The following is a 25,753-nucleotide window of genomic DNA, read 5'->3' as shown; positions in this document are numbered from 1 at the left end:
GCTAGCGCAAGGCTTCACCCGTTCGAGGGATGCAACCTTGCCTGATCGATTCTCCCCGTACGCGCCCCGCTACGGTTTTTCTGCACCCCGGCCCCCGGTGCCATCAGCCAGCTGCCGCTCTGCGGCCTGTGCAACCGGTGGGGGGCGCCATGACCGAACGCACCGCCGACGCGGCACTGCTCACGTACGCGGTCGGGGACCAGTTCGTGCTCGCGCTCAAGGGAGAACTCGATCTCGCCTTGGCGCTGACCTTGCAACCCGTCCTCGGTGAGGCGTTGCCGCCCCGGCCCGGCACCGTCGTCGTGAACCTGTGTCAGGTCACGTTCATGGACTGCAGCGGCCTGGCCCTGCTGTGCCGGCTCCGTGAACGGGTGGTCGACCGCGGTGGCCGTCTGGTGCTGCTCGGACCGCGTCCCGTGGTCCGCCGACTGCTGCGGCTCGCACCGCTCGACGAGCGTTTCGTCGTCATCGAACGGCTGCTGCCCGCCCGGACCCTCAACTGAGCGCCGGACGGGCACGCCGTCCACGGGTCCGCCGGTCCTGGAGGAAGCTGACGCCCTGCGCCAGCGGCAGGGCGTCCGAGTAGTTGACGGTGGTGGTGGCCCGGCGCATGTACGCCCGCCAGGCGTCCGAGCCGGACTCCCGGCCCCCGCCGGTCTCCTTCTCCCCGCCGAAGGCGCCGCCGATCTCCGCGCCCGACGTACCGATGTTGACGTTGGCGATGCCGCAGTCTGAGCCGTCGGCGGCCAGGAAACGCTCGGCCTCCCGCTGGTCCCGGGTGAAGACGCTGGACGACAGGCCCTGCGGCACGCCGTTGTGCAGGGCGACGGCCTCCTCGAAGGTGCGGTAGGTCAGCACGTACAGGACGGGCGCGAAGGTCTCGGTACGGACGACCTCGGTCTGCGCCGGCATCCGCACGACCGCCGGGCTCACGTAGGCGGCGTCCGGCGCCTGGTCGGTGAGGTGCGGTTCGCCGCCGGTGAGGACGGTGCCGCCGTCGTCGCGCGCCGTGTCCAGCGCCTTGGCCATGGCCGCGTGGGCGGCGGGGCTGATCAGCGGTCCGACGAGGGTGGCGGCGTCGAAGGGGTTGCCGACCGGCAGCTGTCCGTAGGCGTGCACGATCTTCTCGGTCAGGCGGTCCGCGACGTCCTCGTGCACGATCAGCCGGCGCAGGGTCGTACAGCGCTGGCCCGCGGTGCCCGCGGCGGAGAAGACGATGCCGCGTACCGCGAGGTCCAGGTCGGCGGACGGGGTGACCACGGCGGCGTTGTTGCCGCCGAGTTCCAGCAGGCAGCGGCCGAAACGGGCGGCCACCCGCGGCGCCACCGCGCGCCCCATCCGCACCGAGCCGGTCGCGCTGAGCAGCGCGACGCGCGGGTCGTCGGCGAGCAGCGCGCCGGTCTCCCGGTCGCCGAGCAGCAGCCGGTGCAGCGCGGCCGGGGCGCCCGTGTCGGCGATCGCGCGGGCCAGCAGGGCGTCGCAGGCCAGCGCGGTCAGCGGGGTCAGCTCGGAGGGCTTCCACACGACCGGGTCGCCGCAGACCAGGGCGACCGCGGTGTTCCAGGACCAGACGGCGACCGGGAAGTTGAAGGCGGACAGGACTCCGGTCACGCCGAGCGGGTGCCAGGTCTCCGCGAGGCGGTGGCCGGGGCGTTCGCTGGCCATCGTGCGTCCGTAGAGCTGCCGGGACAGCCCCACCGCGAAGTCGCAGACGTCGGTCATCTCCCGTACCTCGCCGAGCGCTTCGGAGCGGATCTTGCCGGCCTCGACGGTGACCAGGTCGGCGAGCGCGTCCCGGTGCTCGGTGAGCAGTTCGCCGAACCGTTTGACCAGGGCGCCCCGCTGCGGAGCGGGGACGGCGCGCCACTCCCGGAACGCCGCTTCGGCGGCGGCCACGGCCGCGTCGGTCTGCTCCGCGGTGGCGGCGGGCAGCCGGTACAGGACGCCGCCGGTGATCGGCGTACGGGCGGTGATCCCGGCGCCCTCGGGGACGGTCGCGACGCCGCAGCGGCGCAGCCGGTCGGCGGCCAGATCACGGAGTTCTGCGGTGCTGGGGAGCTGGGTGCGGGTGCTCACGGCGGGTGGCTCCTTCGGCGCGGGGGAGATGACGGGGCGGGGGTGGCCCGGCGGGGGCCGGTACGGATCGACCGGGGTCAGGAGTCGGGCAAGCCGTCAGGAGGGGCTCAGCTTGCGGAGGGCGTCGTCCGCTCCCAGCGCCTCCAGTGCCCGCCGCAGGGAGGCGTCCTGCTGTGCGGCGTAGATCTGGAAGGGGTCGTGCACGGGGCGGCCGACGGCTTCGGCGAGCCGGTGTTCGTCGTAGGGCGTTCCGGTGCGGGCGCTGTCCCGGGTGCCCTGTCCGGTCAGGTTGGAGGTGAAGATCCCGGCGGCCGAGCGGGGCAGGAAGTCCTCGTAGACGATCGGGCGGGCGGTCAGCCAGCCGTGTTCCAGCAGTCCGGCCAGGTCGGCGGGCGGGTGCTGCCCGTCGCGCGGGCGGGCGGCTGCCGGGGCGTACGTGAAGTAGCCCAGCCCTTCGGCGGCGAGCCGCTGTTCCGAGCGCGGGAAACCGGCCTCCCAGAGAGGGCGGGCCACGTCCTGCCGGGTGGTCACGCCGCCGTCCCCTTCGCGGGCGCTCCGCCGGTCCGCCGCTGCGGCGAGCAGCCGGTCCGTCTCCGTGACGAGCGCGTCGTAGCGGGCGCGACCGGTACGGCTCAGGGCGATGCCGCGCGCCTCGACCTCACCGAACCGCACCCGCAGGGCGCCGGTGGTCACGCTGCCGTCCGGTTCGCGGAAGGTGCGGGGTTCGTCCAGCGCGCGGAAGGAGGTCTGCCGCAGCAGGACGTCGGGACCGTCCCAGCGGGGCGGCCCCTGGATCTCGTCGATCATGGTGATGCCGCGGTCCGCCATCCGCCGGTAGAGCACGTCGATGTCCAGGACGCGGGGGGTGAGGTGGTTGACGTGGGTGCTGGTGACGCCGCCGATGTCGGCGGCGACGGCGGAGATCCGGGCGAGTTCGCGGTACCAGGCGCGGTCCACCGGCTCGGGGGACAGTTCGAAGGCGGCGACCGCCAGCGTGAGGAAGCGTTCCGCCGGTTCCGGCGCGAGGCCGTGCTCGCGTTCGGCGCGCTCGGCGAGGGTGAGCAGTTCGGGCGGGAAGAGGGTGCGGCGGTCCAGGAAGGTCTCCAGCCGGTCCTGGAGTCCGGCGTCGAAGAACCGGCGGTCGGCGGTGGTGAGCATCGAGGTGAAGACGCGGAAGGGGTTACGGTCCAGCTCTTCGGGCTCGACGGGGCGGAAGGCGGTGGAGACCACCGGGACCGCGCTCGTGGCGGCGTCCCGCAGGTCGTAGAAGCCCACCGGACGCATCCCCAGGGCGGCGAACACCTGCGCCGCCTGGCGCAGTTCGCGGGGTGTGCCGACCCGGACGGCGCCGTGCCGCTCCGCGGCGACCCGCTCGATGCCGCCCAGCCGCCCGGCGTCCGGGTCGCGGCGCGCGACCTCGTCGTTCACCTCGCCCGTCACCTCCAGGAGGGTGGTGTACGCGGGGACTTCGGCGCCGTACATGCCGGAGAGCCGGCGGGCGAAGGCGGCGCGCAGCCGCCAGGTGGGGATCATGCGGTCCTCCTGAGCGTGTGCCGGGCGTCAGATGATGTGGGCTTCCGGGCGGGCGCCGTCCTGCCGTACGTCCCCCTCCTCCCCCGTACCGGCCGTCCGGGCGCCGAACCGTGTGGCGGCGAACGGTCCGACGTCGAGAAACGGCTCCCGGCCCAGGTAGAGATCGCGGACCAGCTCCCCCACGGCGGGCGCCTGGAGGAAGCCGTGGCCGGAGAAGCCGGTGGCGTACAGGAAGCGGGGCACGTCGGCGGCCTCGCCGATGAGGGCGTTGTTGTCGGGGGTGGTCTCGTAGAGCCCGGCCCAGCCGTGGCTGACCGGCATCGCGGCCAGGGCGGGCGCCCGGCGGCCGACGGCCGCACGGAAGGGCGCCAGCCACTCCCGGCTGAACTCCCGCCCGAAGCCCGGCTCCTGGCGCGGGTCCGACATGCCGAGCAGCAGCCCGCCCGCGCCGTCGTTGTGGAAGTAGGCCGTGGAGCCGAAGTCCAGGGTGAACGGGATACGGGGCGGTGGGGCGTCCAGTGGCCCGGTGAAGGCGATCTGGCGGCGCACCGGGGTCACCGGCAGCCGTACCCCGGCCATCGCGCCGACCTCGGCGGACCAGGCGCCCGCACAGCAGATGACCGTGGTGGTACGGACCGTGCCGCGCGGTGTCCGTACCGCTTCGAGGGCGCCGTCGCGGGTGTCGATCGCGGTGACAGGGCAGTGCGTACGGATTTCCACGCCGAGCCGGGCGGCCGCGCGCAGGTAGCCGGTCACCGCCTCCCGCGGCAGCGCGTATCCGTCGGTCGGGCAGTACGCGGCGGCGACGATGCCGTCCGGGTCGAGGTACGGGCACAGCGCGGCGGCCGCGGCCGGGCCGATGATCCGGCTGGGCACCCCGAGCGCGTTCTGTGCCGCCACCCCCTCCTCGAACAGAGCGCGTTCGGTGGCGTCGCCGAGGAGGAAGAGGTACCCCACGCTCTCGAACCCGATGTCGGCGCCGGGCCGTTCGCCGAACGCCCGCCACGCCTCCAGGCTGCGCCGCCCGATGCGGATGTTGAGCGGGTCGGAGAACTGGGCGCGTACGCCGCCGATGGGCTTGCCCGAGGACCCGGCGGCGGGCCGGTCGCGCTCCAGCAGCAGGACGCCGCCGACTCCGGCCTCCGCCAGGTGGAACGCGATGCTCGCCCCCAGCACACCGCCGCCGACGATGACGACGTCGGCGCGTCCGGGGACGGGGGCGGCGGAGGCAGAGGCGGAGGCGCCGAGGTCCGTGCCGGCGCCGCGATCCGTGGCCCGGCCGAGGCTCGTGCCCGTGTCCGTGCCCGTACTGCGGTCCTGGGCCGTACGTCGCTCCATGCGGACGCCTTTCCGTCGGCTCGCTCGGTGCGCTGCGGGGTGCCGCCCTCCGGCGGCGGGCGTGCTGCCGGTACCGGTACGTGTGATGCCGCTGGTACCGATGGTGACGGCCGCGGACCGCCGCGTCCATGCGGCGTCCGCCCGGCCGGTCCTTTCCGGTCGCCGGTGACTGCCGTTCCTGTCCCAGTGACCGGACGCTGCCGTTCCTCTCCGGTGATCCGGTGACCGGTCACTGCCGCAGGTCGTCCACCAGCGTCGGCGACGGGCAGGGGATCTCGCCGAAGTCCTCGTCGTCCCCCGCGACGTCGAGGCGGTCGATGACACTCTCCAGGGCCGCGGGCAGGGTGGGCGCGAGACCGCTGTGCCACTGGACGAGCAGGGCGTGCCGGGCGGCGTCCGGCAGCAGCCGCCCGGCGTCGAAGGCGACCGGCGCCGGCAGCTCCTCGTCCGGGTCGTGGGCGGCCTGCATCCGCCAGTAGGCCGCGTCACGGAACTCGCCGTACCGGCGGTGGGAGAGGTACAGGCAGTAGGCGGCCGTCCGGCTGCCGCCGCCGGCGCCGAACCGCCACCAGAAGTCGGCGGCCTCCGCACGTCCGGTGATGTGCAGCAGACAGGCGAAGACGAGGGCGCCTTCGGGGTCGATCCGGTGGTCGTCGACCAGCCGGGCCAGGCTGTCCGCGGCCGCCGCGGCGTTCACCACCAGGGCGCAGGCCAGGTCGAGTTCGTGGGCGGCCTCGTCGTGGGCGCTGGGGTAGGCGGTGGGCGCCGGGGCGTCCGGGCGGGGCCCGGCCGGGTACGCGGCCCCGGTGTCCTCGTAGATGTCGCCGGTGAGCCGGTCACGGGCCGCCACGGTGTCGTAGGCGCCGTAGGACTCGGCGAGGACGTCGGCGGCTGCCGCCAGCAGCGACTCGATGGTGTCCCGGCCGGCCCGGTGGGTGTGCGGCATGGGTCACTTACCCTTCTGTGGGCCCGGTGCGATGCCCAGCGCGGCGGCGATCCGGCGCTTGCCCCGGCTCGCGTGCGAGCGGACGGTGGCCTCGTCGACGCCGAGCAGGGCGGCGATCTGGGTGTCGGAGTACCCGATGACATGGCGCAGCACGATCACGTCGCACTGCCGCTCGGGCAGCCGCGCGATCGCCTCGTACAGGCCCAGCTGGCTCTCCAGCAGCGCGAACTGCTGCTGGCACTCGCGCAGCAGGGCGCGGGTGACGACGGCGAAGGCGGCGCTCTGGGTCAGGGCCGTGGCGCGCCGGTGCCGGCAGAGCCAGTCGACCACGGACTCCTTGAGGACGGCCCAGGCGTAGGAGTCCACCGAGGACTGTTTGAGCGCGTACGGCCAGCACAGCCGTAATCGCTGGTACGCGGAGCCGGTCACCTCCAGGGCGGCGTCCTCGCTGCCGGTGTGCAGATAGGCGTAGGCCAGCCATTTGCGGTAGTGCGTCTCGTGGAACGCCTCGAAGGCGAGGGCCAGCCGCCGGCCGGCCTGGCGCAGCGGGTCGCCGTCCGGACACCGCGGCCGGTCGCGGGTCATGGCCGCTCCCGCCGGCCGTGGCACCCGGCGCCGGGCCCGTGTGCGGGGGCGCACGGCGGCAGGGGGCTGTCCCGGTACGTGCTCACGTGCGGTCCTCGTTCCGTTCGCCGCGGTCCAGAAGGCCGGCAGGCCCCGGCATCAGCGGGAGGGCGGCGGCCCTCCCTTCCAATGAACCGGAAAACCGGCCCGGTTGTGGCACCACCCGGAAGAAATCTCCCCGGAAACGATGATGTGATGATTCGGAGCGGGGGCGCCCGGCCCCCGGCACGCGCCGGTGCAAGACCGCGGCGGCGGGGGTAGTGCTCCGGCGTCGGCCCGGCAGCCGTACAGGGAGGCGGTCCTCTGATGAGCGAGCAGCACGGTGAACCGGTGGTGGACCTGCAACTCGACCGCGCCCACTCGGCGCGCATCTACGACTACTTCCTCGGCGGCAGGACCAACTTCCTCGCCGACCGCACGGCCGCCGCGAGCGTGCTCTCGGTCTTCCCGTCGGCGGCGGTCGCCGCGCGGGTCAACCGGGAGTTCATGCACCGCGCGACCCGCGCCCTGGCACGGGCCGGGCTGCGCCAGTTCCTGGACATCGGCACCGGCATCCCCACCTCGCCCAACCTGCACGAGATCGCCCAGGACGTCGCGCCGGACGCCCGGGTGGTCTACACGGACAACGACCCGATCGTGCTGGCGCACGCGGCCGCCCTGCTGCGCAGCACACCGCAGGGGCGCACCGCCTACCTCCAGGCGGACGTCACCGAGCCGGCCGGCATCCTCACGGCGCCGCAGGTCCGGGAGACCCTCGACTTCGGCCGTCCGGTCGCGCTGAGCCTGATCGCCCTGATGCACTTCGTGCCGGACGGCGGGCAGGACCGGGCGCACCGGGTCGTCGAGCACCTCAAGGCGGCCCTGCCCAGCGGCAGCACGCTGGCCATGACCCACGCCACCGCCGACTTCGCCCCGGAGGCGATGGCCCGGATCTCGGACATCTACGCGGCGGCGGGCACGTCCGTGGCCTACCGTACGGAAGCCGAATTCGCCCGTTTCTTCGACGGCTGGGAGCTGCTGGAGCCCGGCATCACGCTGGCGCACCACTGGCGCCCGGCCGACCCGGGCGAGGCGACGCAGGTCACGGACGCGGTGGCCGCCTCCTACGCCGCCGTGGCGCGCCGGCCCTGACACGACGACGGGCCGGACGCGACAGACCGGACGCGACGGGCCGGACGCGACGGGCCGGAGCGGCTGCGGGGTCCGGCCGCGGAGCGGGGCACCGGCTACCTGCGGTCGCCCTTCTGGGCCGTGAACGCGGGCGGCGGCTGTACGTCGTGGATGTGCGGGACCTGCGAGATCAGTTGCGTCGTCAGGGCGGCTGTCGCGGCGAGGGCCTGGGGCACTTCCACGGCCTGTGCGGTGGTCTGGGCAGTGGCGGTGACCGAGCCCGCCAGCAGGGCCGCGGCGGCAATCTTCTTGATCATGCCGTGCACAACGAGCGCCCCGGCGCACGGGTCACCCCGCCGCCCGTACCGGTGTACGGACGGCGGGGTGCGGGCGGCGCCCGGCGGGCCGCCGCCCCCGTCAGGAGCTGCGGTCGCCCTTGTCCTTGAGGGAGTCCCGCATGCCCTGGGCCTGGCCCTTGGCGTCGTCCAGCGCTCCCTTGGCCTTTCCCTTGGCCTGGTCGGCGCGGCCCTCGCCCTTCTTCCGGTCGTCGCCGGTGGCCTTGCCCATCATCTCCTTGGCCTTGCCCTTGGCCTTGTCCATGGCGTTTTCGTCGCCCATGCCCTGCTCCCTCGGTCCGGTTGGTGGGACAGCACCACGCTGCCGCAGCCGGGCACCGGCCGCATCCGGAGGCGGCTACCAGTAGGTCGGGGTCGTATCGGGAGGGGGCGTACCGGCAGGGGGGCGTACCGGCAGGGCTCCTACTGACGCCGCCCGTACGGGGAGCCATCCGTCACCGCCCCTCCCGCGCCGCCTCCATTGACCTCTCCGGCCGCCGGGGCCAAGGTGTCCCCCGCAGTCCCGGACCCGCTTCGACTCCAAGGACGCTCCCATGCGAAGACGCAGCTTCGTCAGCGGCCTCGCGGGCACCGCCGCGGGCCTCGGCCTGGCCGGCGCCGCGGCCCCCGCGACCGCCGTGGCGGCCCCCGCCGCCACAGCCCCCGCGCCCGGCTGGTCCGCCTCCCCCGGCTGGTCCGCCGTCCCGGTGCCCGACGCGCGGCCGGGCGCCCGGCTGTACGGTGTGGCCGCCGCCGGGCCCGGTCTCGCCTGGGCCGTGGGCGTGGAGGGCCTGAGCAACGTCAGCGAGGGGACGGCGGTCGCACTCCGCTGGGACGGCGCCGCCTGGTCGCGTACGGATCTGGGGCCGCTCGCCTCGTCCGGCCCCCTGACCTCGGTGACGTGCGCCGGCTCCCGTACCGCGCGGGCCGTCGGCGCCGGCGGTCTGCTGCTGGCCTGGGACGGCACGACCTGGCGGAAGACGCCGTACCCGGGCCAGGGAGAGAGCGGCACCACGGTCACCGATGTCGCGGCCACCGCCGACGGCCGGGCGTGGGCCGGCGGCCGGCACGACGGGCGCGCGGGGCTGCTGCACTGGGACGGCCGCCGGTGGCGCTGGTGCGCCCCGCTGCCGGACGCGGCGGCCCCCACTCCGGGGCGCGTCCATGTGACGCCCGGCGGCGAGGTCTGGGTGTACGGCGACGTCATCGCGCGCTGGGACGGCGCATGGACCGTGATTCCCCGCACCACCGGCATCCGCGCGACCGTCTCCGGGCTGCTCCCGGTCGCCCACGACGACATCTGGCTGACCGGTTACGGCTACGGCATCGGCGGCCCGCCCGGAAAGCCGCCCGGCGTCGTCTTCGAGCACTGGGACGGCACCCGGTGGTCACCGGTGAAGGGGCCGTACGGCGTCGGCCTGCTCAGTTCCGTCAGCGGGGACCGGCAGGGCCGCCCCGACCGGATCACCGGCTGGGACTTCTGGGACCAGAAGCGCTCGCACTACCTGCGGTGGGACGGCACGTCCTGGGTGAGCGAGCGTGGCCCCGAGATGCCCGAGACGGCCCTCATGACGGACCTGACGCGCATCCCCGGCACCTTTGCCTACTGGTCCGTCGGCACCACGTCCTTCTACCCGGGCACCACCGCCCGGATGCACATCGAACGCCTGGGCTGAGCGCGACGGCGGACGGGCGGGCGGCGGCTCCGGCGTTCACCCGTTCGCCCGTTCCGGATCGCAGCCCGCGCGGCGGGCTCCTAGCGTCCGTACGGCGGAGCTTCCCGCCCGCGCCTCCCGCGGCCGAAGGAGTTCGACATGCGCCGGCTCATCGCCGTACCGACCGCCCTGCTGGCCCTCACCGTCGCCGCGTGCGGCGGCAGCGGACCGGACGACACCGCGGCGTCCCCCGCCGCCTCCGGCTCGGGCCCGGGCGCGAGTCCCACGAAGACCCTGAAGGGCGGCCCGGACGGCGGCGGCAGCGCGCACCCGTCGGAGCCGGGCGGCTCTCCCTCCGGCGTGCCCGGCCAGCCGCTGGACTGCGGCGCGCTGCCCGACGCCATGGGCGAGGGCCTGACCGCGCGGCTCTTCTCCGGGCCCGGCGCCGGGCCGGCCGCGGGCTGCGCCGAGGCCCGGAGCGTGATGGCGGAGTTCTTCCGCAAGGCGGACGCGGACCAGCCGTCGCTGACGGTACGGGGCTGGGAGTGCCAGTACGAGGCCGGACCCACCGGCACCTGGCTGAGCAGTTGCCGCAAGGACGGCGGTCGGCAGCAGATGCACACCGAGGAGGCGGGCCGGTCCTCGTCACCGGACGCCCCCGGGGAGTCGCCGGGCGACCCGGGGCAGTCCGAGCTGCCGGGAGGGCCCGAGGTGCCCCAGGGGCCCGGGCTGCCCGGCGGGGGCGAGGAGTCGCAGACCTCGATCCGTCTGCCCCGGATGCACGTCTGAGGTCGGCCGCCGGGCTTCCGGCCCGCTCACGTCGCGCTTTCCCGGTCCGCCGCATCAATGCCGGTACCGGAACCGGTTCCGGCGGCCGTTTACGTCGATCCGGTGGTGGTGCGTCGATCCGGGCCTGGCTCGTCGAGCCGGTGACGTTGCGTCGATTCGGTGGCGTTACGTCGATCCGACCGCGTTACGTCGATCCGGGCCTGATGCGTCGTCCCGGCACCGGTGCGTCGATCCGGTTGCGGAACGTCGCTCCGGGGCCGTCACGTCGATCCGCCCCCGGTACGTCGAGCCGCCCCCGGCACGTCGAGCCGGGGCCGTTACGTCGAGCCGGGGCCGTACGACGCTCCGCTCCCGGTACGTCGATCCGAGACCGTACCGTCGAGCCGGAGCCGTACCGTCGACCCGGAGCCGTACCGTCGCTACCGCTCCTGCCCGACGCCCGCGAACCAGGCGGGCCCGTCGTCCATGGCCATCTTGATCCGCGTCACCGAGAACTCCTCCAGCTGCGGCAGGGCGTCCAGCGCGAACCAGCCCACCTCCAGCGACTCGTCGTCGTTGACGGCGGCCGCACCGCCGACGGCGCGGCAGCGCAGCGAGATGTCCATGAACTGGCACGCGTCGCCGTTCGGATAGCGGACCCGCTGGAGCGCCTCGACGAGGATCACCCGCTCGGGGACCACGTGCACCGCGGTCTCCTCGAACACCTCGCGCACCGCCGTCTCGGCCGGCTGCTCCCCCGGCTCCGGGATGCCGCCGATGATCGACCACATGCCGTTGTCCACTCTGCGGCCGAGCAGGACCCGGCCGCGGTCGTCGTAGACCACGGCGCTCACGCCGGGGAGCCACAGGAGCTGGTGGCCGATGCCGGCCCGGAGGTCACGGATGAAGTCGGGTGTCGCCATACCGCGCACCCTAACGAGAGCCCGGTGACCGATGCATCGTCCACGCAATCGGGCGGGCGTTCGCACGGTCCCCGGCGCGGGCCTCAGGCGCCGGCGCTCCGGCCCTTGTCGATCCCGCACCTGCCGCGGATGCAGCGCACCGCGTTCTCCGCGTCGTCCACCGTGATCGTGAAGCTGCGGCCGTCGCCGAGCCGGAGCACCACCGCCTCGCCGCGCCGTACGACCACGGCCGTGCCCTGCTCGGGGCGCCAGCGGTAGCCCCAGCCGCCCCAGTGGCGCGGGGTGACGCGGGGTGCGAAGTCGGCGCCGACGACGTTTTCGAGGGGGATGCGGCGGCGGGGCAGCCCCATGTGGCCGCACCGCACCTCCAGGCAGTCCTTGTCGACCCGTACGGCCACATGGACGAAGGCGAGGGTGCCGAAGAGCACCAGCAGTCCGGCCAGGACGCAGCCGACCACCGACATCAGCAGGGGTGCCAGACCGGTCGTCCAGGCGCTGTCGACGGCCAGCTCGATGCCCAGGGCCAGGCAGGCCGCGCCGATGCCGGCCAAGAGCCACTGCACCCGGTTGGTGGCGCGTCCGTGCCACTCCTCGGGGACGTCCGCGGGGTCTCGGTGGCTGCCGGAGGCGCCTTCGTCGAGCGGGCCGCCGTGCTCGCCGGGGGCTGCTGCCCCCTCGTGGGGGTGGTCCCTCATGAGTCGCAGCCTACGCGGGTTTGCCCGCCCTGGCAGCGTGTCGCGCGCCCTGCGGGGACTCAGTGACGGACGGGTTCCCGGGCCTCCGCCGCGCCGGACAGGAGTCGTCCCTCGTCATAGGCGAGAGCGGCCTCGGGAAGCTGCCCGGGACGGCCGCTGAGAAGGACGGTGACGGTACCGGTGGGGGCGGCCGAGGGGGCCGGGTCCGCGCCGATGCGGCGCAGTGCCTGGGCGGCGACCGCCTCGGCGGAGCCGAGCAGGACGAGCGCGGGGGCGCCGGGCTGCTGGAGGGCGGCGCGGATGCGCTCGGCGACCAGTTCGTAGTGGGTGCAGCCGAGGACGACGGTCCGTACGTCGCGGGGCGTGTTCGCGGCGGCGGCCGCCACGGCGGCGTCGATCGCGGCCTCGTCGGCGGTCTCGACGGCGTCGGCGAGCCCGGGGCAGGGTACGCCGGTGACCTCGACGCCGGAGGCGAACTGTTCGATCAGGTCACGCTGGTACGGGCTGCCCGTGGTGGCCGGGGTGGCCCAGATGGCGACCGGGCCGCCGGTGGCCGCGGCGGGCTTGATGGCCGGGACGGTGCCGATGACGGGCAGTGCGGGCTCCAGCTCGGCCCGCAGGGCGGGCAGGGCGTGCACGGAGGCGGTGTTGCAGGCGACGATCAGGGCGTCCGGGCGGTGCGCGGCGGCGGCGCGGGCGGCGGCGAGCGCGTGCGCCGCGATGTCGTGCGGCGGGCGGGGTCCCCAGGGCATGCCGTCCGGGTCGGAGGAGATGACCAGGTCGGCGTCGGGCCGCAGCCGCCGTACCGCGGCGGCCGCCGCGAGCAGGCCGGTACCGGAGTCCATGAGCGCGATCTTCACCCGGACACTTTACGCCGGGCCGCCCGGTACTTGTCATACCGGCGGCCCGCGTCCGCCGCGCCCGTGGGGCCGCCCGCCGGGTTCCGGCCACGGCGGGTGCCGGTGCGGCAGACTGCGGGCGTGGGAGCGACGGAGTGGATCGGTGCCGGGTCGCTGGCGGCCTGGGTGTGGCTGGCGCTGGGGCAGGGCTTCTTCTGGCGGACGGACGTACGGCTGCCCGCGCGCGACGATCCGGAACGGTGGCCGCCGGTCGCGGTCGTCGTCCCGGCCCGGGACGAGGCCGCGGTGCTGCCGGTGAGCCTGCCGTCCCTGTTGGCGCAGAAGTATCCGGGGCGGGCCGAGGTGATCCTCGTCGACGACGGCAGTACGGACGGGACGGGCGAGCTGGCCCGGGAGCTGGCCGGGCGGGGCGGGCTGCCGCTGACCGTCACCGCGCCGGGCGAGCCGGAGCCGGGCTGGACGGGCAAGCTGTGGGCGGTACGGCACGGCATGGCGCTGGTACGGGAGCGCGGCGACGCGGAGTACGTGCTGCTGACGGACGCGGACATCGCGCACGCCCCCGACAGCCTGCGCGAGCTGGTGGCCGCGGCGCGCTCGGCGGAGCTGGACCTGGTGTCGCAGATGGCGCGGCTGCGGGTGGTCTCGTTCTGGGAGCGGCTGATCGTCCCGGCCTTCGTGTACTTCTTCGCGCAGCTGTATCCCTTCCGGTGGGTCAACCGGCCGGGTGCGCGGACCGCCGCGGCGGCGGGCGGCTGTGTGCTGCTGCGGCGCGCGGTGGCCGAGCGGGCCGGGCTGCCCGACAGCATCCGGCATGCGGTGATCGACGATGTGACGCTGGCCAGGGCCGTGCGGCGGGCCGGTGGCCGGATCTGGCTGGGGCTGGGCGACCGGGTGGAGAGCGTGCGCCCGTACGCGGGGCTGGGCACGCTGTGGCGGATGGTCTCGCGCAGCGCGTACGCGCAGTTGCGGCACAACCCGCTGCTGCTGGCGGGGACGGTGGCCGGGCTCGCGCTCGTCTATCTGGCGCCGCCCGCCGCGCTGGCCGCCGGTCTCGCGGCCGGGAGCGCGACGACGGCGGCGCTGGGCGGCGCGGCGTGGGCCGTGATGGCCGGCACGTACCTGCCGATGCTGCGCTACTACGGGCAGCCGCTCTGGCTCGCGCCGCTGCTGCCGTGCACCGCGCTGCTCTACCTCCTGATGACGGTCGACTCCGCCGTCCAGCACTACCGGGGGCGCGGGGCCGCCTGGAAGGGCCGGACGTACGGGGCGCCGGGCGCGTCCTGACCGGGACTCACCTATCGGCGGGCGCTCACTTGCTGGCCGGGGACCAGTTCAGCCCCCAGCCGTACGCCTCGTCGACGGTGCGCTGCGGGCTGACGCCCGGCGCGGGCACCAGGTAGCGGGCCTCGCGCTGGACGACCAGCTCACTGCCGGTGTTGGTGATGAGGGCGAGGGCGCAGACGTTCGACGGGACGGTGCACTCGTCGAGCGAGAAGTCCACGGGCGCGCCGTACTGCGGCTGGAGGGTGACCGTGGCGTGCAGTCCGGCGAAGCTGGTGGCGCCCGCGTAGACGGTCACGAAGATGAGGATGCGCTTGATGCGGTCCTGGTGGTCGAGATTGACCGTCAGGTTCTCGCCGGAGGCGACGGCGCCGGTGCGGTCGTCCCGGTCGAGCTGGAGGTACGGCGGGGCGTGCAGGGTGCCGAAGTTGCCGCCGATGGGGTGGACCACACCCGCGCTGCCGTCGGTGAGTTCGTACAGCGCGCACAGGTCGAGGTCCAGGTCGCCGGACCGCGGCAGCAGCGCGCCGCGGGCGCCCAGCGCCTCCATGGTCCTGCGGCCCAGCTTCTTGCCCAGGCGGGAGGCGGGTTTGCCGGCCTGCTGCCAGTTCAGGTTGACCCGCATCGCGCCCGAGGTGCCGCCCTGCTTCGTCAAGGAGACGGCGGGCGCCTCCTTCGTGAGGGTGACCTTCGACAGGCTCACGGGCGGGGCGGGGGCGGGCACCGGCGGCGTGCCGTACGGCTGGGCGGGCGGGGCCGGGGGCGGCGGGTACGCGCCGTACTGCTGGGCGGTGGGGGCCGCCGGGGGCACGGCGGCGGGCGGGGCCGGTGCGGCGGCAGGCGGGGCCGGGGGCTCCTCCTCCACGCTGATGCCGAAGTCCGTGGCCAGCCCGGCCAGCCCGGTGGCGTACCCCTGCCCGACCGCACGGAACTTCCAGGCGCCCTGCCGCCGGTAGAGCTCCCCGAGGACGAAGGCGGTCTCGGCGGTGGCGTCCTGGCTGTCGAAGCGGGCCAGCTCGGCGCCGCTGCCCGCGTCGAGCACCCGGATGTGCAGTCCGGCGACCTGGCCGAACGTGCCCCCGTCGGCCGAGGCGGCGAGCACCACCCGCTCCACGGCGGGCTCCAGCCGGGCCAGGTCGACGGACAGGCTGTCGGCCGCGGTGTCCCCGGCGGGCCGCTTGCCTTCGTGGCGGACGGCGCCCGAGGCGTGCGCGGGCTGGTTGTAGAAGACGAAGTCGGTGTCGTCGCGGACCTTTCCCGCGGCGGTCAGCAGCAGCGCGGACGCGTCCACGTCCGGGGTGCCGGGGCCGGTGCGCCACCCCAGTTCCAGCCGTACCGACGTGGCCGGTACCGCGACGTTGCTCCCCTTGGGCATCGGCATCGTGGCGCCCTTCCTCTCGCTTCGCTCGCCGGGCCGCTGCACGGCGCCCCCTTCTGCACGGTGGCAGGTTCCAACCTACTTGCCGAAAAATGTCCGCCGTTCATCTGATGTGGACACGGCCTTTACACGATCCCTACGGGCGTTCGCGACCGATTTTGCCAAGTTCGCTCACATTGTGGACCGCGGGCTTCACACGACACGTGAAACAACCCTCTTTTCAGGCTCCCCAACCGGCACATCGTGGGCTTAACTTAAGAGGTATGACCTCCCCCCGCTCTACCTACGGCGGCGGCTACTACGCTTCGCCGTCCTTCCCGGACACCCCGATCTACGACTCCCTCGTCGCCGAGCGCGGCACCCCGCAGATTGCCCCGATCCGGGTCGAGTTGCCCTATGACACGGGCTCGTCGTACATGCCGGCTCTGCCGTCGGCGCTGCCCGCGCTCCCCGCCGCGCCCTCCCAGCCGTATTCGGGCCAGGGTTATCAGGGCGCCGCGGCCCAGCCGGTCGCCCCGCTGCAGAGCACCCCGGCGCCGTACATCCCGCAGCAGGCGGGCCCCCGCGGCCATCCCGCCCAGCAGCAACAGCCCCAGCGCCCGGCCGGCAACGGCGGCACGGGCTACGACGCGATGCGCCCGGCCGGCCCGGTCGCCCCGCGTCCCGCGCCGTCCCCGTACGACGATCCGTACGGCGGCCGTCAGCAGTATCCGCGCGGGTACTGACCGGACGGGCCGTACGCGGGCGGAGGACCGGCCCCGCACGACCGGGCGGCACCGGTGCCGGGGCCGCCGCGGGGGCCTGGCAGGATGAGGGCATGCTGAAGCCTTTACTCCAGGCCATCCACCGGTATCCGGTCAAGTCGTTGGCGGGGTCGGGACCCGACGAGGCGGTCGTGGAACCGTGGGGGCTCGCCGGGGACCGCCGCTGGATGCTCGTCGACCGCGAGCACCGGTTCGTCACCCAGCGCGCCCGGCCCCGGCTGGCCGCGGCCGCCGCAACGGAACTCCCGGACGGCGGCGTGCGACTGACGGCGCCGGACATGCCGCCGCTGACCGTCGGGGTACCGGAGCCCGGGACGACGGTCACGGTCGAGGTGTGGGGGGACAAGGTCGAGGCGGTGCCCGCGTCCGGCGCCGCCGCCGAGTGGTTCAGCACCTACCTGGACGTGCCGGTGCGCCTGGTGCACATGGACGAGCCGGGCCGGCGGCGCCCCACCGACCCGGCCTACTCGCGGCCGGGTGACACCGTCAGCTTCGCCGACGGCTTCCCCCTGCTCCTCACCACCACCGCCTCGCTCGACGCCCTCAACGCGCTCGTCGCCGAGGGCGGCCACGCCCACGAGGGCCCCCTGCCGATGAACCGTTTCCGCCCGAACGTCGTGGTGGACGGCACCGCGCCCTGGGACGAGGACGGATGGCAGCGGATACGTATCGGCGAGATCGTCTTCCGCGTGGTGAAGCCGTGCGGCCGGTGCGTGATGACCACCACCGACCAGCGGACCGGGCAGCGCGGCAAGGAGCCGCTGCGCACCCTGGCCCGCCACCGCCGCGTCGATGACCAGCTCCTCTTCGGCCAGAACCTGATCCCGGAGGGCACCGGCACCCTCCGCGTCGGCGACCCCTTCGAGGTACTCACCCGTCGGCCGGAAGCCTGAGCTCCGCCCCGCCGCACGTCCCCGGGTCCCGTACGGCGGGCGCCTGACGCCGCGTCGGCACCCGCGCACGCCCCGGCCGTGGAGCGCACGGCCGCATTGCGGGCGCGTGTCCGGCTGCCTACAGTGAGCGCACGGCGATGCCGACAGCGGGAGCCGTGGGGAGTGTCCAGTTGCCGATGCCTGCCTGGGAACCGCCCGGAGACCATCTCATTCCGGTGCAGCACATGCGTCCCGGGGACCACGCCTTTGTGAGCTACGACGACGACGAGGTGCGCTGGGAGGTCATGACCGCCTTCGTACGGCTCGGACTCGCCCGGGGTGAGAAGGTCGTGCTCTTCCCGGACCCGTGGCTCCCGGAGGCCGAGGTGCTGGCCCGGCTCGACTTCACCGGCCGCAGCACCGTGACGGCCCGCGAACGGGGGCAGTTGGTGCTGAGCAGCATGCGCGGGCTGATCCGCCCGGACCTCCGGTTCACGCCCGAGCGGCAGCTCGGGCGGCTGCACTCGGAGACGGCGCGGGCGGCCGCCGAGGGGTTCACCGGCCTGCGGGCCTTCATCGACATGCGGTGGGTGCCCGATCTGCACGCCGACGTGCGGGTGATGATGCACCGGGAGACGCACGCGGACGCGCTGTTCGACGGCCGTCCGTACAGCGAGATCTGCGCCTACGACCGTCGCTGGTTCAGCCGCGAGGTGCTGCACGCGATGGACCGGGCCCATCCGCGCGCCCTCCTGGAACGGCTCGGCAGCCTGCGGTCGGTGCGCGGCGGGGACGGCAGTGTGCACTTCATCGGCGACGCGGACACCACCGCCCGCCGGCCCTTCAGCACCGCGCTGGAGCTGGCGCTGTCCGGCAGCGCCGGCGCCCGCCGGCTCACCGTCGACCTGACCCGGCTGCACCTGCTGTCGGTGGGCTGCGCCACCGCACTGATCACGCTGGCCGGCCGGGCCACCGGTCACGACCGGGTCGAGGTCCGCTGCGACCGCGTACAGGCCCGCACGCTGCACCGGCTCGGCGCGGGCTCGGTGCCCCGGCTGGCCATGACGGAGGTGATACGGCCGTGCTGACCCCGGACCCGGCCACGTCCGAGGACGGGCCGGTCGACACGAGGACCGCCACCTGCCTGCTGCGGCGCCGCTTCACCGCGCGGCTGCTGCCGCAGCTGCGGCTGCTGGTGGAGGAGTGCGCCCTGCGCGAGGGCCTGGCGGAGCCGCGGCGCGGGGAGTTCGTGCTGGCCGTGGACGAGATCGCGGGCAACGCCGTGGAACACGCGGGCGGCTCGGGCCGTCTGGTGCTGCGGCGCATCGGTGACGAACTGGAGTGCCGTATCAGCGACTCGGGCCCCGGCTTCAGCGAAACCGTGATTCCCGAACTGCTGCCGGGGCTCGACGGAGCACACCACGGGCGCGGGCTGTGGCTCGCGCGCCTGGTGGCGGACCGGTTCGCGGTCCGTCCCGGCGACACGGAGGCGTCCGGTGCGCGGGGGGCCGAGGTCACCCTGGCGGTACGGGTGCGGTGAGACGGGTCGGCGGGCAGACCCCACCGGTCCCGCCCGTACCGCCCGTCCTCCCGCCCCGCCGCCTCAGCGTGCCCCTTCCTCCGGGGCCCGCAGCCACTCCTGCGCCCGGTCGCGCACGATCTGCTCACCGTGCTGTTCGGCGGCGTCGTCGTGCTCGTACCCCAACTGGTCCACCACCGCGACCACCCCGTCGATCCGCCCCGCCAGCCGCAGCGCCATCGACACCTCGCTGCTGCGCCCCAGCCGCCCCGACAGCGTGACCACACCCGCCCGTACGGTCACCCCGAGCGCGCCGGGCTTGAGGCCGAGGGTGCGCACCAGCACCTCGGTGATCAGTTCCTCGCGGATCTCCTCGTCCGGGCGCAGGAAGACCTTCAGCAGGTCGCTGCGGGTCACCAGCCCGCACAGCCGGCCCTCCGCGTCGACGACCGGCAGCCGGTCCAGCTTGCCGGTCACCATCAGCCGGGCGGCCTCGGCGACGGTCTGGTGGGGGCCGATCGTCACCGGCGGCGAGGTCATCAGCTCGCCCGCCCGCAGGCCGCGCTTCCTGGCCCGGTCCGCGCGGGCGCGGCCGGTCAGCCGGCGCCGGTTGTACCAGCGGTTCTGCAGGATGTCCTGGGCGGCCTGGCGGTACATCAGGTCCGTCTCGGAGATGACGCCCACGACCTTGCCGTCGGCGTCGACGACGGGCAGCCCCGTCTTGCGGTGCCGGCTCAGCAGATTGACCACTTCCCGGAACGAGGTGGTGCGCCGGGCCCTGACGACCTCGGTGTTCATGAGCCGGCCGACCTGTCGGTGATCCATCGTGGGACCTCCCTCACGCAGGGATACAGTGTCGGCCGCCGCCGGGTACGGCTGAAGGCCGCGCACCCGGCGTTACGGTGCGCGCCCCACAGGTGAGGGAGCCCCCGGCGGGCCCGGTGCCGTACGTGCTTCGGCGCCCCCGTCCGCTCCCGTCTCCGGCACCCGGCCGCCGGTGATTTCGCTCTCCGTTCGCCCCGTCCGTGCATGACGCGCGCCGGACGAGGTACCTGCGGGCAGGGAGAGGGGGCACGACGTGGTACGAGTCATCGCGGGACTGTGGCGCTGGCGGCGCAACCCGCTGCGCCGGACGACCGATCTCCTGGAGGCATGGGTGGCGCTGGCCGCCTTCCTGGTGATCGTGCTGGGCGGCGGCTTCGTGGGGCTCACCGTGGGCGGCGCGGCCCACGACGCGCTGCAGCGGTCCGTACGGGCCCAGACGCAGCAGCGGCACCAGGTCTGGGCGACGCCGGGCCGCTCTGCTCCGCGCCCTTCCGCGGCCGCCGACCCCGAGGCCGCCGCGGGCCGGGAGATGCACCGCCGGGTGGAAGCCCGCTGGACGGCGCCGGACGGCAGCGAGCACAGCGGCCCGGTGGCCGCGCCGGGTGCCGTGCGGGCTGGCGAACGGTTCCGGATCTGGACCGACGCGCGGGGCCAGGTGGTGCCGCGGCCGATGGACGCGAGCACGGCACGGGCCCATGCGGTGCTCGCGGGGCTCGGCGCGGCGGCCCTCACGGGAGCCACCGCCGCGAGCGCCCGGGAGCTGGTGACACGCCGGTTGCTGAACCGCCGTTACCGGCGCTGGGAACGGGAGTGGGAGCGCGCGGGCCAGGACTGGGGACGGGCCGGAGCGGGCAGCTGACCAGGGGCCGCGGGCTGCGGAAGGGGCCGCGGCCCGGTCCCGGAAAAGGCTGCCGGATGCCCGTACGGTGGGGTCGCGGGCCCCGTACGCGAACTCCCGCACATACAGGCTGACCATGTCATCCGGCGGCCGCCGGGCGCGCTACGGTGGAGCGGCCAGCCTCCCGGCTGGGGTCCCGGGCACACGTACGCGGACATACGCGGACGTACAACTGCCGGGCCGGTAACAGCCGCACGAGGTGGGGGCACGACAGCGCCATGGCACAGGGCTCGGTCCAGGTGACGCACACGGGCACATCGCGGTGGCGGCGCCGCACGGGCGAATACAGCTCGCTGGCCGCGGCCCTGGAAGCCGCCGGGGACGGTGACGTGCTGACCGTGGGTGCCGGCACGTACCGCGAGAACCTCGTGCTGCTGCGCGCGGTGACGCTGCGCGGTCCCGAAGGCGCGCGCGGATCGGTGCGGATCGCGCCCGCCGACGGTGTCGCGCTGACCGTACGGGCCTCGGCGACGGTCCAGGACCTCCAGGTGGAGGGGCAGGACTCGACGGCGCCCGCGATCCTGGTGGAGGACGGCGCGCCGGAGCTGGACGGGCTGCGGGTGGTGACGCGTTCGGCGTCCGGCATCGAGGTGCGCGGCGGCGCGCGGCCGACCGTACGCCGCTGCACGGTCGACAATCCGGGCGGTGTGGGCATCAGCGTGCTGGACGGGGCCGGCGGGATCTTCGAGGAGTGCGAGGTGGTGGCCGCCGGGCAGTCCGGGATCGCGGTGCGCGGCGGCGCGCACCCGCGGCTGGAGAACTGCCGGGTGCGCAACGCCTCCGGCGCGGGCCTGTCGGTGGACGGCGAGGGCAGCGGCGTGGAGGCGTTCGGCTGCGAGCTGTACGAGATCAAGGGTACGGGGGTGCAGGTGGCCTCGCGGGCGAGCGGCCAGCTGACCGACTGCTCGGTGCACCGGACCTCGGCCGACGGCATCACCCTGGACACCGACGCGGTGCTCACGCTCGCCGACTGCGACATCCACGACATCCCGGAGAACGCCGTGGACCTGCGGTCCCGGTCGGTGCTGACGCTGACCCGCAGCACGGTGCGGCGCTTCGGACGCAACGGGCTGTCCGTGTGGGACCCGGGCACCCGGGTGGACGCCAACCAGTGCGAGATCCACGACAGTACGGGCGACTACCCGGCGGTGTGGGTCAGCGACGGCGCCACCGCCGTCCTGGACTCGACGCGGGTGCACGACGTGCCGGACGCGCTGTTCGTGCTGGACCGGGGCTCGCGCGCGGACGTGGTGGACTCCGACCTGTCCCAGGTGCGCAACACGGCGGTGTCGGTGAGCGACGGCGCGACCGTGCAGCTCGACGACTGCCGTATCCGGGAGGCGGCGACCGGCGCGTGGTTCCGTGACCACGGCAGCGGCGGCACGCTCGCCAACTGCACCATCGACGCGGCGCAGACCGGCGTGATCGTGACCAAGGGCGCCGATCCCACCGTCGAGCGCTGCGTGGTCAGCAGCCCGGCCGAGGCGGGTTTCTACGTGTCGGCCGAGGGCCGCGGTACGTTCAACGGCTGCCGGGTGACCGGGAGTTCCGGGTACGGGTTCCACATCATCGACGGCTGCCGTACGACGCTGACGCACTGCCGCACCGAGCGCTGCGCGCGCGGCGGGTACGAGTTCGCGGACAGCGCCGCCACGCAGGGCGAGGGGTACACGGGCGGGCCGTCCGTACGGGACTGCACCAGCGACGAGAGCCGGGCGGCCGGGGAACCGGCGGTGCCGGCCCCGGCGGTGCGCGCGCCTGCGGGCGTACCGGTGACGCAGACGGCCGGGCTGCTCGGCGCCGTACCGGCACAGACCGTCCTGCCGGCGCCGCCCGCCCCGGAGCCCGCCGGGGCTTCCCCGGACAGCCGGCCCTCCGAGGAGGTGCTCGGCGAGCTGGACAAGCTGGTCGGCCTGGAGAGCGTCAAGCGCGAGGTGCGCAGCCTGATCAACATGATCGAGGTGGGGCGGCGGCGGCAGGAGGCCGGCCTCAAGGCCGCCTCCGTCCGCCGCCACCTGGTCTTCACCGGCTCCCCCGGCACCGGCAAGACCACGGTCGCGCGGCTCTACGGCGAGATCCTGGCCGCGCTGGACGTGCTGGAGCGCGGGCACCTGGTGGAGGTGTCCCGGGTGGACCTGGTCGGCGAGCACATCGGGTCCACGGCGATCCGTACGCAGGAGGCGTTCGACCGGGCGCGCGGCGGGGTGCTCTTCATCGACGAGGCGTACGCGCTCTCGCCGGAGGACTCCGGACGGGACTTCGGGCGCGAGGCGATCGACACCCTGGTGAAGCTGATGGAGGACCACCGGGAGGCGGTGGTGGTGATCGTGGCCGGGTACACGGCCGAGATGGAGCGCTTCCTCGCCGTCAACCCGGGTGTGGCGTCCCGCTTCTCACGGACCATCACCTTCGGCGACTACGCGCCGGAGGATCTGCTGCGGATCGTCGAGCAGCAGGGTGAGGAGCATGAGTACCGGCTGGCCGAAGGGGCGGGCGAGGCGCTGCTGAAGTACTTCACCGCGCTCCCCAAGGGCCCTTCGTTCGGCAACGGGCGGACCGCGCGGCAGACGTTCGAGTCGATGGTCGAGCGGCACGCGGGCCGGGTCGCCCTGCTGACCGACCCGGACACCGACGACCTCACGCTGCTGTACGCGGAGGACCTGCCCGACCTGCCCTGACGGCCCGTCAGCAGCCGCCGCCCGTCCCGTCGGTCTCCCGCGGGCGCGGTACGCCCGCCCCGAGCCGGGCGATCAGTACGGCGCGGGTCTCCTCGAACACCGGGTCGGACTGGTAGTCACCGTGCCCCAGGATCTGCGCGGGCAGCGGATGCTGGAGGGTCCGCCCGAAGGCCAGCGGATCGCGCAGCGGGCCGAGGTCGATGTCCGGGCCGTCCTCGCAGGTGAGCCGCACCGGGCCGCCGATGGGGTCGGTCAGCCGCCACAGGTTGCGCCAGTCGTCCATCTCCCGGTGCAGCCCGGTCAGCGCTTCCGGCCCGAAGCAGGCGGGGAACCACCGCCCGTACAGGCGCTCCAGCGGCGACCCGTACGTCAGCAGCGCGACCCGGCTGCGGGTGACCAGGTCCAGCTGCCAGACGGCCGCGGCCGCCAGCACACTGCCCTGGGAGTGGCCGGAGATGACCAGGCGGCCGTCGTTGTTCTCGGTCCAGGTGGCCATCCGCCACGTCAGGTCGGGGACGGCGCGCTCGGCGTAGCAGGGCGGCGCGAAGGGGTGCGCCGCGCGCGGCCAGAACGTGCCGACGTCCCACAGGATGCCGACGGTACGGCGGGTGGAGCGGTCGCGGTAGGCCCGCCAGCCCATGACGGCGAGCAGCAGGACCCCGACGCCCATCAGCCAGGAGCCGAGCGACTCGGCCGTCGCCGCGGCCGTGTGCACCAGCAGCGGCGCCTGCTCCGTGGCGCGTCCCGGCGCCCGGTCGGTGAGCCAGGCGCCGGCCACCGCGCCCGCGCCCAGCACCAGCGTGACCAGGCAGACCGCGCCGAGCAGGACCGGGGCGGAATCGGTGAGTCCGGCCCGCGCGATGGTCCCCGCGATCCGGCGCACCCGCTGCTCGTCGGGCCGCTCCTGCTTGTCGTACAGCCCCGGGATGTCCGGTTCCACCTTGCGGCGCACCACCAGCAGCTGAATCCCGGCCAGGACGGCGAAGGCCGCGACGACCACCAGGAGCACCGGCAGCACCGACGCCTGCCAGGACAGGACGACGGCCGGCCCGGCGATCGGGTCGCCCGGCTGCCCGGGGGTCGCGCCGCCGTCCATCCAGTCCGCCAGCCGTTGGGCCGCTCCCCCGGTGAGCACACCGCCCAGCGCGCAGCCCAGCAGGGCGACGGCCGCGCCGTGGAATCCCTTCAGCGCGGCGCGGCCGTCGCCGTGCCCGTGACGCCGTGCGGCGTTCTGCAGGAAGCCCGCGGTGACGAGGAGGCCGAGGACCAGCAAGCCCTGGAAGACGGCGATGCCGCCGAAGGCACCGCTGCCGGGCAGCCGGTCGCCGCTGACCCAGCCGGGCCGGGACCAGGCCGTGTGGACGGCGGACAGGACGAGGGCGACGAGCGCGGCGAACGGCAGCACCTTGACCACGAAGCGGTCGTGGTGCTCGTCCGGTTCGGCCTCGCAGCGCGCGGTGCGGCAGACGACCCGGACGGTGAGCGCCGTCAGCAGCAGGACCAGCGCGAGCAGCACCCGGCCGAGGGTGGACAGCGCCCCGTCGTGCCCCGTACGCCGGTCGAAGTCCAGCCCGGTCACGAGCAGCGCGACGGCGATGGTCAGCAGTCCGGCCGCGGTGTGCGCGGCGCGCAGCCGGGCCACCACCCGGCGGCCGTACCAGAAGCCGCGGCGGGTCAGCGCGGGGCGCTGGGCGGGCGGGACGTCACGGGAGGTGCCGGGGCGGCGCGGCGGCGGCGAGGCGGACTCGTACGCGCTCCACGTACGGCGGGAGAGCCACCACAGGAAGCCGACGAGCAGCAGCGGCATCAGGGCGGCGAGCACGACGCGGCGGCCGGGCCCGCTCCAGGTGCCGCCCTGCTCGGGGCTCATGAAGCCCATCCAGGACTTGCCGGCCGCGCAGGCGGCGCTGCCCGCGCACTGCCAGGCCGTCAGGTCCAGGGCCACCTCGCAGGCCGCGGCGACCAGCAGGACGGTGAGGCTGAGGGCGAGGAGACGGACGAGGACGTCGTACACGCGGTGGCCCCGGTGGTGCGCGGGGGCGGCGGGACGCATCCAGTGGGCCAGGTTGGCGACCATGAAGGGGAGCAGGATCAGCCACAGGGCGCGGGCTCCGTTGCCGGAGGTGAGGTTGCACCAGCAGTACGCCTCGCGGATCGGTTCGGCGCGGTAGTCGCCGGGGCGCTGTTCGGCGTCGGCGTCGACGGCCCTGCGGTACACGGCGGCGGTGTCGTCGCCGGTGATCAGGACGGTGCGCGGGTCGCCGAGCATCCGCTCCGGGGTCGTACCGCCGACGCCGTGCACGAGCAGCTCCAGGGCGAGTTGCCGGTCGCCGGGCGGGGCGGTGTCCGGCGTCTGCCCGCTTGGGGCGGTTCCTGGCGCGGGCCCGTCCGGGGCGGTGCCCGGCTCGTCCCCTTCCGGTGCGGCGTCCGGACGGTCCGGAGCCGTTCGGCGTGTGCTGCTTCCGCTGTCCACTGGTCTGTCCCCCGATGCCGTACGTGCCGGTCGGCGCCGCACGGTACCCGGCGGCGCCTTCCACTGTCATGTCATGCTCAACGAGCGCCCGCGGCTCCGGGCGCCCGCCTCGCGCCTGCCTTCTTCCCGGTTCCGCGGGCGCACACCCCACCCCGGCGGGGCGGATGCCCCTGCTGCCGCGTGCGAGGATGTGTGCGCAACG

General features: G+C 74.7%; 24 protein-coding genes. 11 read left to right on the top strand and 13 right to left on the bottom strand.

What is annotated here, in order from left to right:
- Positions 1-149: 149 nt before the first annotated feature.
- Positions 150-503 (top strand): STAS domain-containing protein, encoded by a 354-nt coding sequence (locus OEIGOIKO_RS35620; protein WP_170251950.1) that lies wholly within the window; start codon positions 150-152, stop codon positions 501-503.
- On the opposite strand, the gene amaB is transcribed toward OEIGOIKO_RS35620, so the two are convergent.
- The 5 genes from amaB to OEIGOIKO_RS35595 all read right to left on the bottom strand — a co-directional run bounded on the left by amaB (position 496) and on the right by OEIGOIKO_RS35595 (position 6,478).
- On the bottom strand, positions 496-2,076 hold the full coding sequence (gene amaB, locus OEIGOIKO_RS35615; protein ID WP_125057493.1) for an L-piperidine-6-carboxylate dehydrogenase: 1,581 nt from the start codon (positions 2,074-2,076) through the stop codon (positions 496-498). The genes OEIGOIKO_RS35620 and amaB overlap by 8 nt on opposite strands.
- A 96-nt stretch (positions 2,077-2,172) precedes the next feature.
- Positions 2,173-3,609: a 2-oxoadipate dioxygenase/decarboxylase gene (gene hglS / locus OEIGOIKO_RS35610; protein ID WP_125057492.1), complete on the bottom strand. Its 1,437-nt coding sequence runs from the start codon at positions 3,607-3,609 to the stop codon at positions 2,173-2,175.
- A 27-nt stretch (positions 3,610-3,636) separates the two neighbouring features.
- Positions 3,637-4,947 carry an NAD(P)/FAD-dependent oxidoreductase gene (locus OEIGOIKO_RS35605; protein ID WP_125057491.1) on the bottom strand — a complete coding sequence of 437 codons (1,311 nt, stop codon included), beginning with the start codon at positions 4,945-4,947 and terminating at the stop codon, positions 3,637-3,639.
- A 229-nt stretch (positions 4,948-5,176) separates the two neighbouring features.
- Positions 5,177-5,893 carry a hypothetical protein gene (locus tag OEIGOIKO_RS35600; RefSeq protein WP_125057490.1) on the bottom strand — a complete coding sequence of 239 codons (717 nt, stop codon included), beginning with the start codon at positions 5,891-5,893 and terminating at the stop codon, positions 5,177-5,179.
- Between the two features lie 3 nt (positions 5,894-5,896).
- Positions 5,897-6,478 carry an RNA polymerase sigma factor gene (locus tag OEIGOIKO_RS35595; protein WP_125057489.1) on the bottom strand — a complete coding sequence of 194 codons (582 nt, stop codon included), beginning with the start codon at positions 6,476-6,478 and terminating at the stop codon, positions 5,897-5,899.
- A 345-nt stretch (positions 6,479-6,823) separates the two neighbouring features.
- Between OEIGOIKO_RS35595 and OEIGOIKO_RS35590 the strand changes: the two genes are divergently transcribed.
- Complete coding sequence (locus OEIGOIKO_RS35590; protein WP_125057488.1) at positions 6,824-7,648, top strand: SAM-dependent methyltransferase; 825 nt, start codon at positions 6,824-6,826, stop codon at positions 7,646-7,648.
- Between the two features lie 95 nt (positions 7,649-7,743).
- Here OEIGOIKO_RS35590 and OEIGOIKO_RS35585 read toward each other — a convergent pair whose 3' ends face one another.
- Both OEIGOIKO_RS35585 and OEIGOIKO_RS35580 read right to left on the bottom strand, forming a co-directional pair.
- Positions 7,744-7,944 (bottom strand): hypothetical protein, encoded by a 201-nt coding sequence (locus tag OEIGOIKO_RS35585; RefSeq protein ID WP_125057487.1) that lies wholly within the window; start codon positions 7,942-7,944, stop codon positions 7,744-7,746.
- A gap of 100 nt (positions 7,945-8,044) precedes the next feature.
- A complete protein-coding gene (locus OEIGOIKO_RS35580; protein WP_125057486.1) occupies positions 8,045-8,245 on the bottom strand; it encodes a CsbD family protein in 201 nt (66 codons plus the stop codon).
- Between the two features lie 271 nt (positions 8,246-8,516).
- Here OEIGOIKO_RS35580 and OEIGOIKO_RS35575 point away from each other — a divergent pair, with 271 nt between their 5' ends.
- Both OEIGOIKO_RS35575 and OEIGOIKO_RS35570 read left to right on the top strand, forming a co-directional pair.
- Positions 8,517-9,638: a ligand-binding sensor domain-containing protein gene (locus OEIGOIKO_RS35575; protein ID WP_125057485.1), complete on the top strand. Its 1,122-nt coding sequence runs from the start codon at positions 8,517-8,519 to the stop codon at positions 9,636-9,638.
- A 138-nt stretch (positions 9,639-9,776) separates the two neighbouring features.
- On the top strand, positions 9,777-10,406 hold the full coding sequence (locus OEIGOIKO_RS35570) for a hypothetical protein (protein ID WP_174857265.1): 630 nt from the start codon (positions 9,777-9,779) through the stop codon (positions 10,404-10,406).
- A 419-nt stretch (positions 10,407-10,825) separates the two neighbouring features.
- Here the strand turns inward: OEIGOIKO_RS35570 and OEIGOIKO_RS35565 are convergent, their stop codons facing one another.
- The 3 genes from OEIGOIKO_RS35565 to OEIGOIKO_RS35555 all read right to left on the bottom strand — a co-directional run bounded on the left by OEIGOIKO_RS35565 (position 10,826) and on the right by OEIGOIKO_RS35555 (position 12,863).
- Complete coding sequence (locus OEIGOIKO_RS35565) at positions 10,826-11,308, bottom strand: NUDIX hydrolase (RefSeq protein WP_125057484.1); 483 nt, start codon at positions 11,306-11,308, stop codon at positions 10,826-10,828.
- Positions 11,309-11,391: 83 nt separating this feature from the next.
- Positions 11,392-12,003 carry a hypothetical protein gene (locus OEIGOIKO_RS35560; RefSeq protein WP_125057483.1) on the bottom strand — a complete coding sequence of 204 codons (612 nt, stop codon included), beginning with the start codon at positions 12,001-12,003 and terminating at the stop codon, positions 11,392-11,394.
- A 59-nt stretch (positions 12,004-12,062) separates the two neighbouring features.
- Positions 12,063-12,863 carry a glutamate racemase gene (locus OEIGOIKO_RS35555; RefSeq protein WP_170251949.1) on the bottom strand — a complete coding sequence of 267 codons (801 nt, stop codon included), beginning with the start codon at positions 12,861-12,863 and terminating at the stop codon, positions 12,063-12,065.
- 120 nt (positions 12,864-12,983) lie between these two features.
- On the opposite strand from OEIGOIKO_RS35555, the gene OEIGOIKO_RS35550 reads away from it, so the two are divergent.
- Positions 12,984-14,147, top strand: a complete 1,164-nt coding sequence (locus OEIGOIKO_RS35550; protein WP_125057482.1) for a glycosyltransferase — start codon at positions 12,984-12,986, stop codon at positions 14,145-14,147.
- A 25-nt stretch (positions 14,148-14,172) separates the two neighbouring features.
- Here OEIGOIKO_RS35550 and OEIGOIKO_RS35545 read toward each other — a convergent pair whose 3' ends face one another.
- Positions 14,173-15,525 carry a TerD family protein gene (locus tag OEIGOIKO_RS35545; protein WP_125057481.1) on the bottom strand — a complete coding sequence of 451 codons (1,353 nt, stop codon included), beginning with the start codon at positions 15,523-15,525 and terminating at the stop codon, positions 14,173-14,175.
- Between the two features lie 260 nt (positions 15,526-15,785).
- Between OEIGOIKO_RS35545 and OEIGOIKO_RS35540 the strand changes: the two genes are divergently transcribed.
- From OEIGOIKO_RS35540 to OEIGOIKO_RS35525, 4 genes are all read left to right on the top strand, one after another.
- On the top strand, positions 15,786-16,247 hold the full coding sequence (locus tag OEIGOIKO_RS35540) for a DUF6643 family protein (RefSeq protein ID WP_125057480.1): 462 nt from the start codon (positions 15,786-15,788) through the stop codon (positions 16,245-16,247).
- Between the two features lie 92 nt (positions 16,248-16,339).
- Complete coding sequence (locus OEIGOIKO_RS35535) at positions 16,340-17,179, top strand: MOSC domain-containing protein (protein WP_125057479.1); 840 nt, start codon at positions 16,340-16,342, stop codon at positions 17,177-17,179.
- Positions 17,180-17,403: 224 nt separating this feature from the next.
- Entirely contained in the window at positions 17,404-18,246 is an 843-nt protein-coding gene (locus tag OEIGOIKO_RS35530) for an MEDS domain-containing protein (protein ID WP_246177749.1), read from the top strand.
- Complete coding sequence (locus OEIGOIKO_RS35525; protein ID WP_371858997.1) at positions 18,240-18,698, top strand: ATP-binding protein; 459 nt, start codon at positions 18,240-18,242, stop codon at positions 18,696-18,698. The genes OEIGOIKO_RS35530 and OEIGOIKO_RS35525 overlap by 7 nt, the downstream gene beginning before the upstream one ends.
- A 63-nt stretch (positions 18,699-18,761) precedes the next feature.
- On the opposite strand, the gene OEIGOIKO_RS35520 is transcribed toward OEIGOIKO_RS35525, so the two are convergent.
- Positions 18,762-19,502, bottom strand: a complete 741-nt coding sequence (locus tag OEIGOIKO_RS35520; protein WP_125057477.1) for a CBS domain-containing protein — start codon at positions 19,500-19,502, stop codon at positions 18,762-18,764.
- A gap of 253 nt (positions 19,503-19,755) precedes the next feature.
- Here OEIGOIKO_RS35520 and OEIGOIKO_RS35515 point away from each other — a divergent pair, with 253 nt between their 5' ends.
- Complete coding sequence (locus OEIGOIKO_RS35515) at positions 19,756-20,361, top strand: Rv1733c family protein (RefSeq protein ID WP_125057476.1); 606 nt, start codon at positions 19,756-19,758, stop codon at positions 20,359-20,361.
- A gap of 257 nt (positions 20,362-20,618) precedes the next feature.
- Complete coding sequence (locus OEIGOIKO_RS35510; RefSeq protein ID WP_125057475.1) at positions 20,619-23,078, top strand: right-handed parallel beta-helix repeat-containing protein; 2,460 nt, start codon at positions 20,619-20,621, stop codon at positions 23,076-23,078.
- 7 nt (positions 23,079-23,085) lie between these two features.
- Here OEIGOIKO_RS35510 and OEIGOIKO_RS35505 read toward each other — a convergent pair whose 3' ends face one another.
- Positions 23,086-25,551 carry a hypothetical protein gene (locus OEIGOIKO_RS35505; RefSeq protein ID WP_371858996.1) on the bottom strand — a complete coding sequence of 822 codons (2,466 nt, stop codon included), beginning with the start codon at positions 25,549-25,551 and terminating at the stop codon, positions 23,086-23,088.
- Positions 25,552-25,753: the final 202 nt, after the last annotated feature.

It is taken from the genome of Streptomyces paromomycinus (assembly GCF_003865155.1).
Lineage (GTDB): Bacteria > Actinomycetota > Actinomycetes > Streptomycetales > Streptomycetaceae > Streptomyces > Streptomyces chrestomyceticus.
This window is presented reverse-complemented; position numbering and strand designations above follow the sequence as displayed.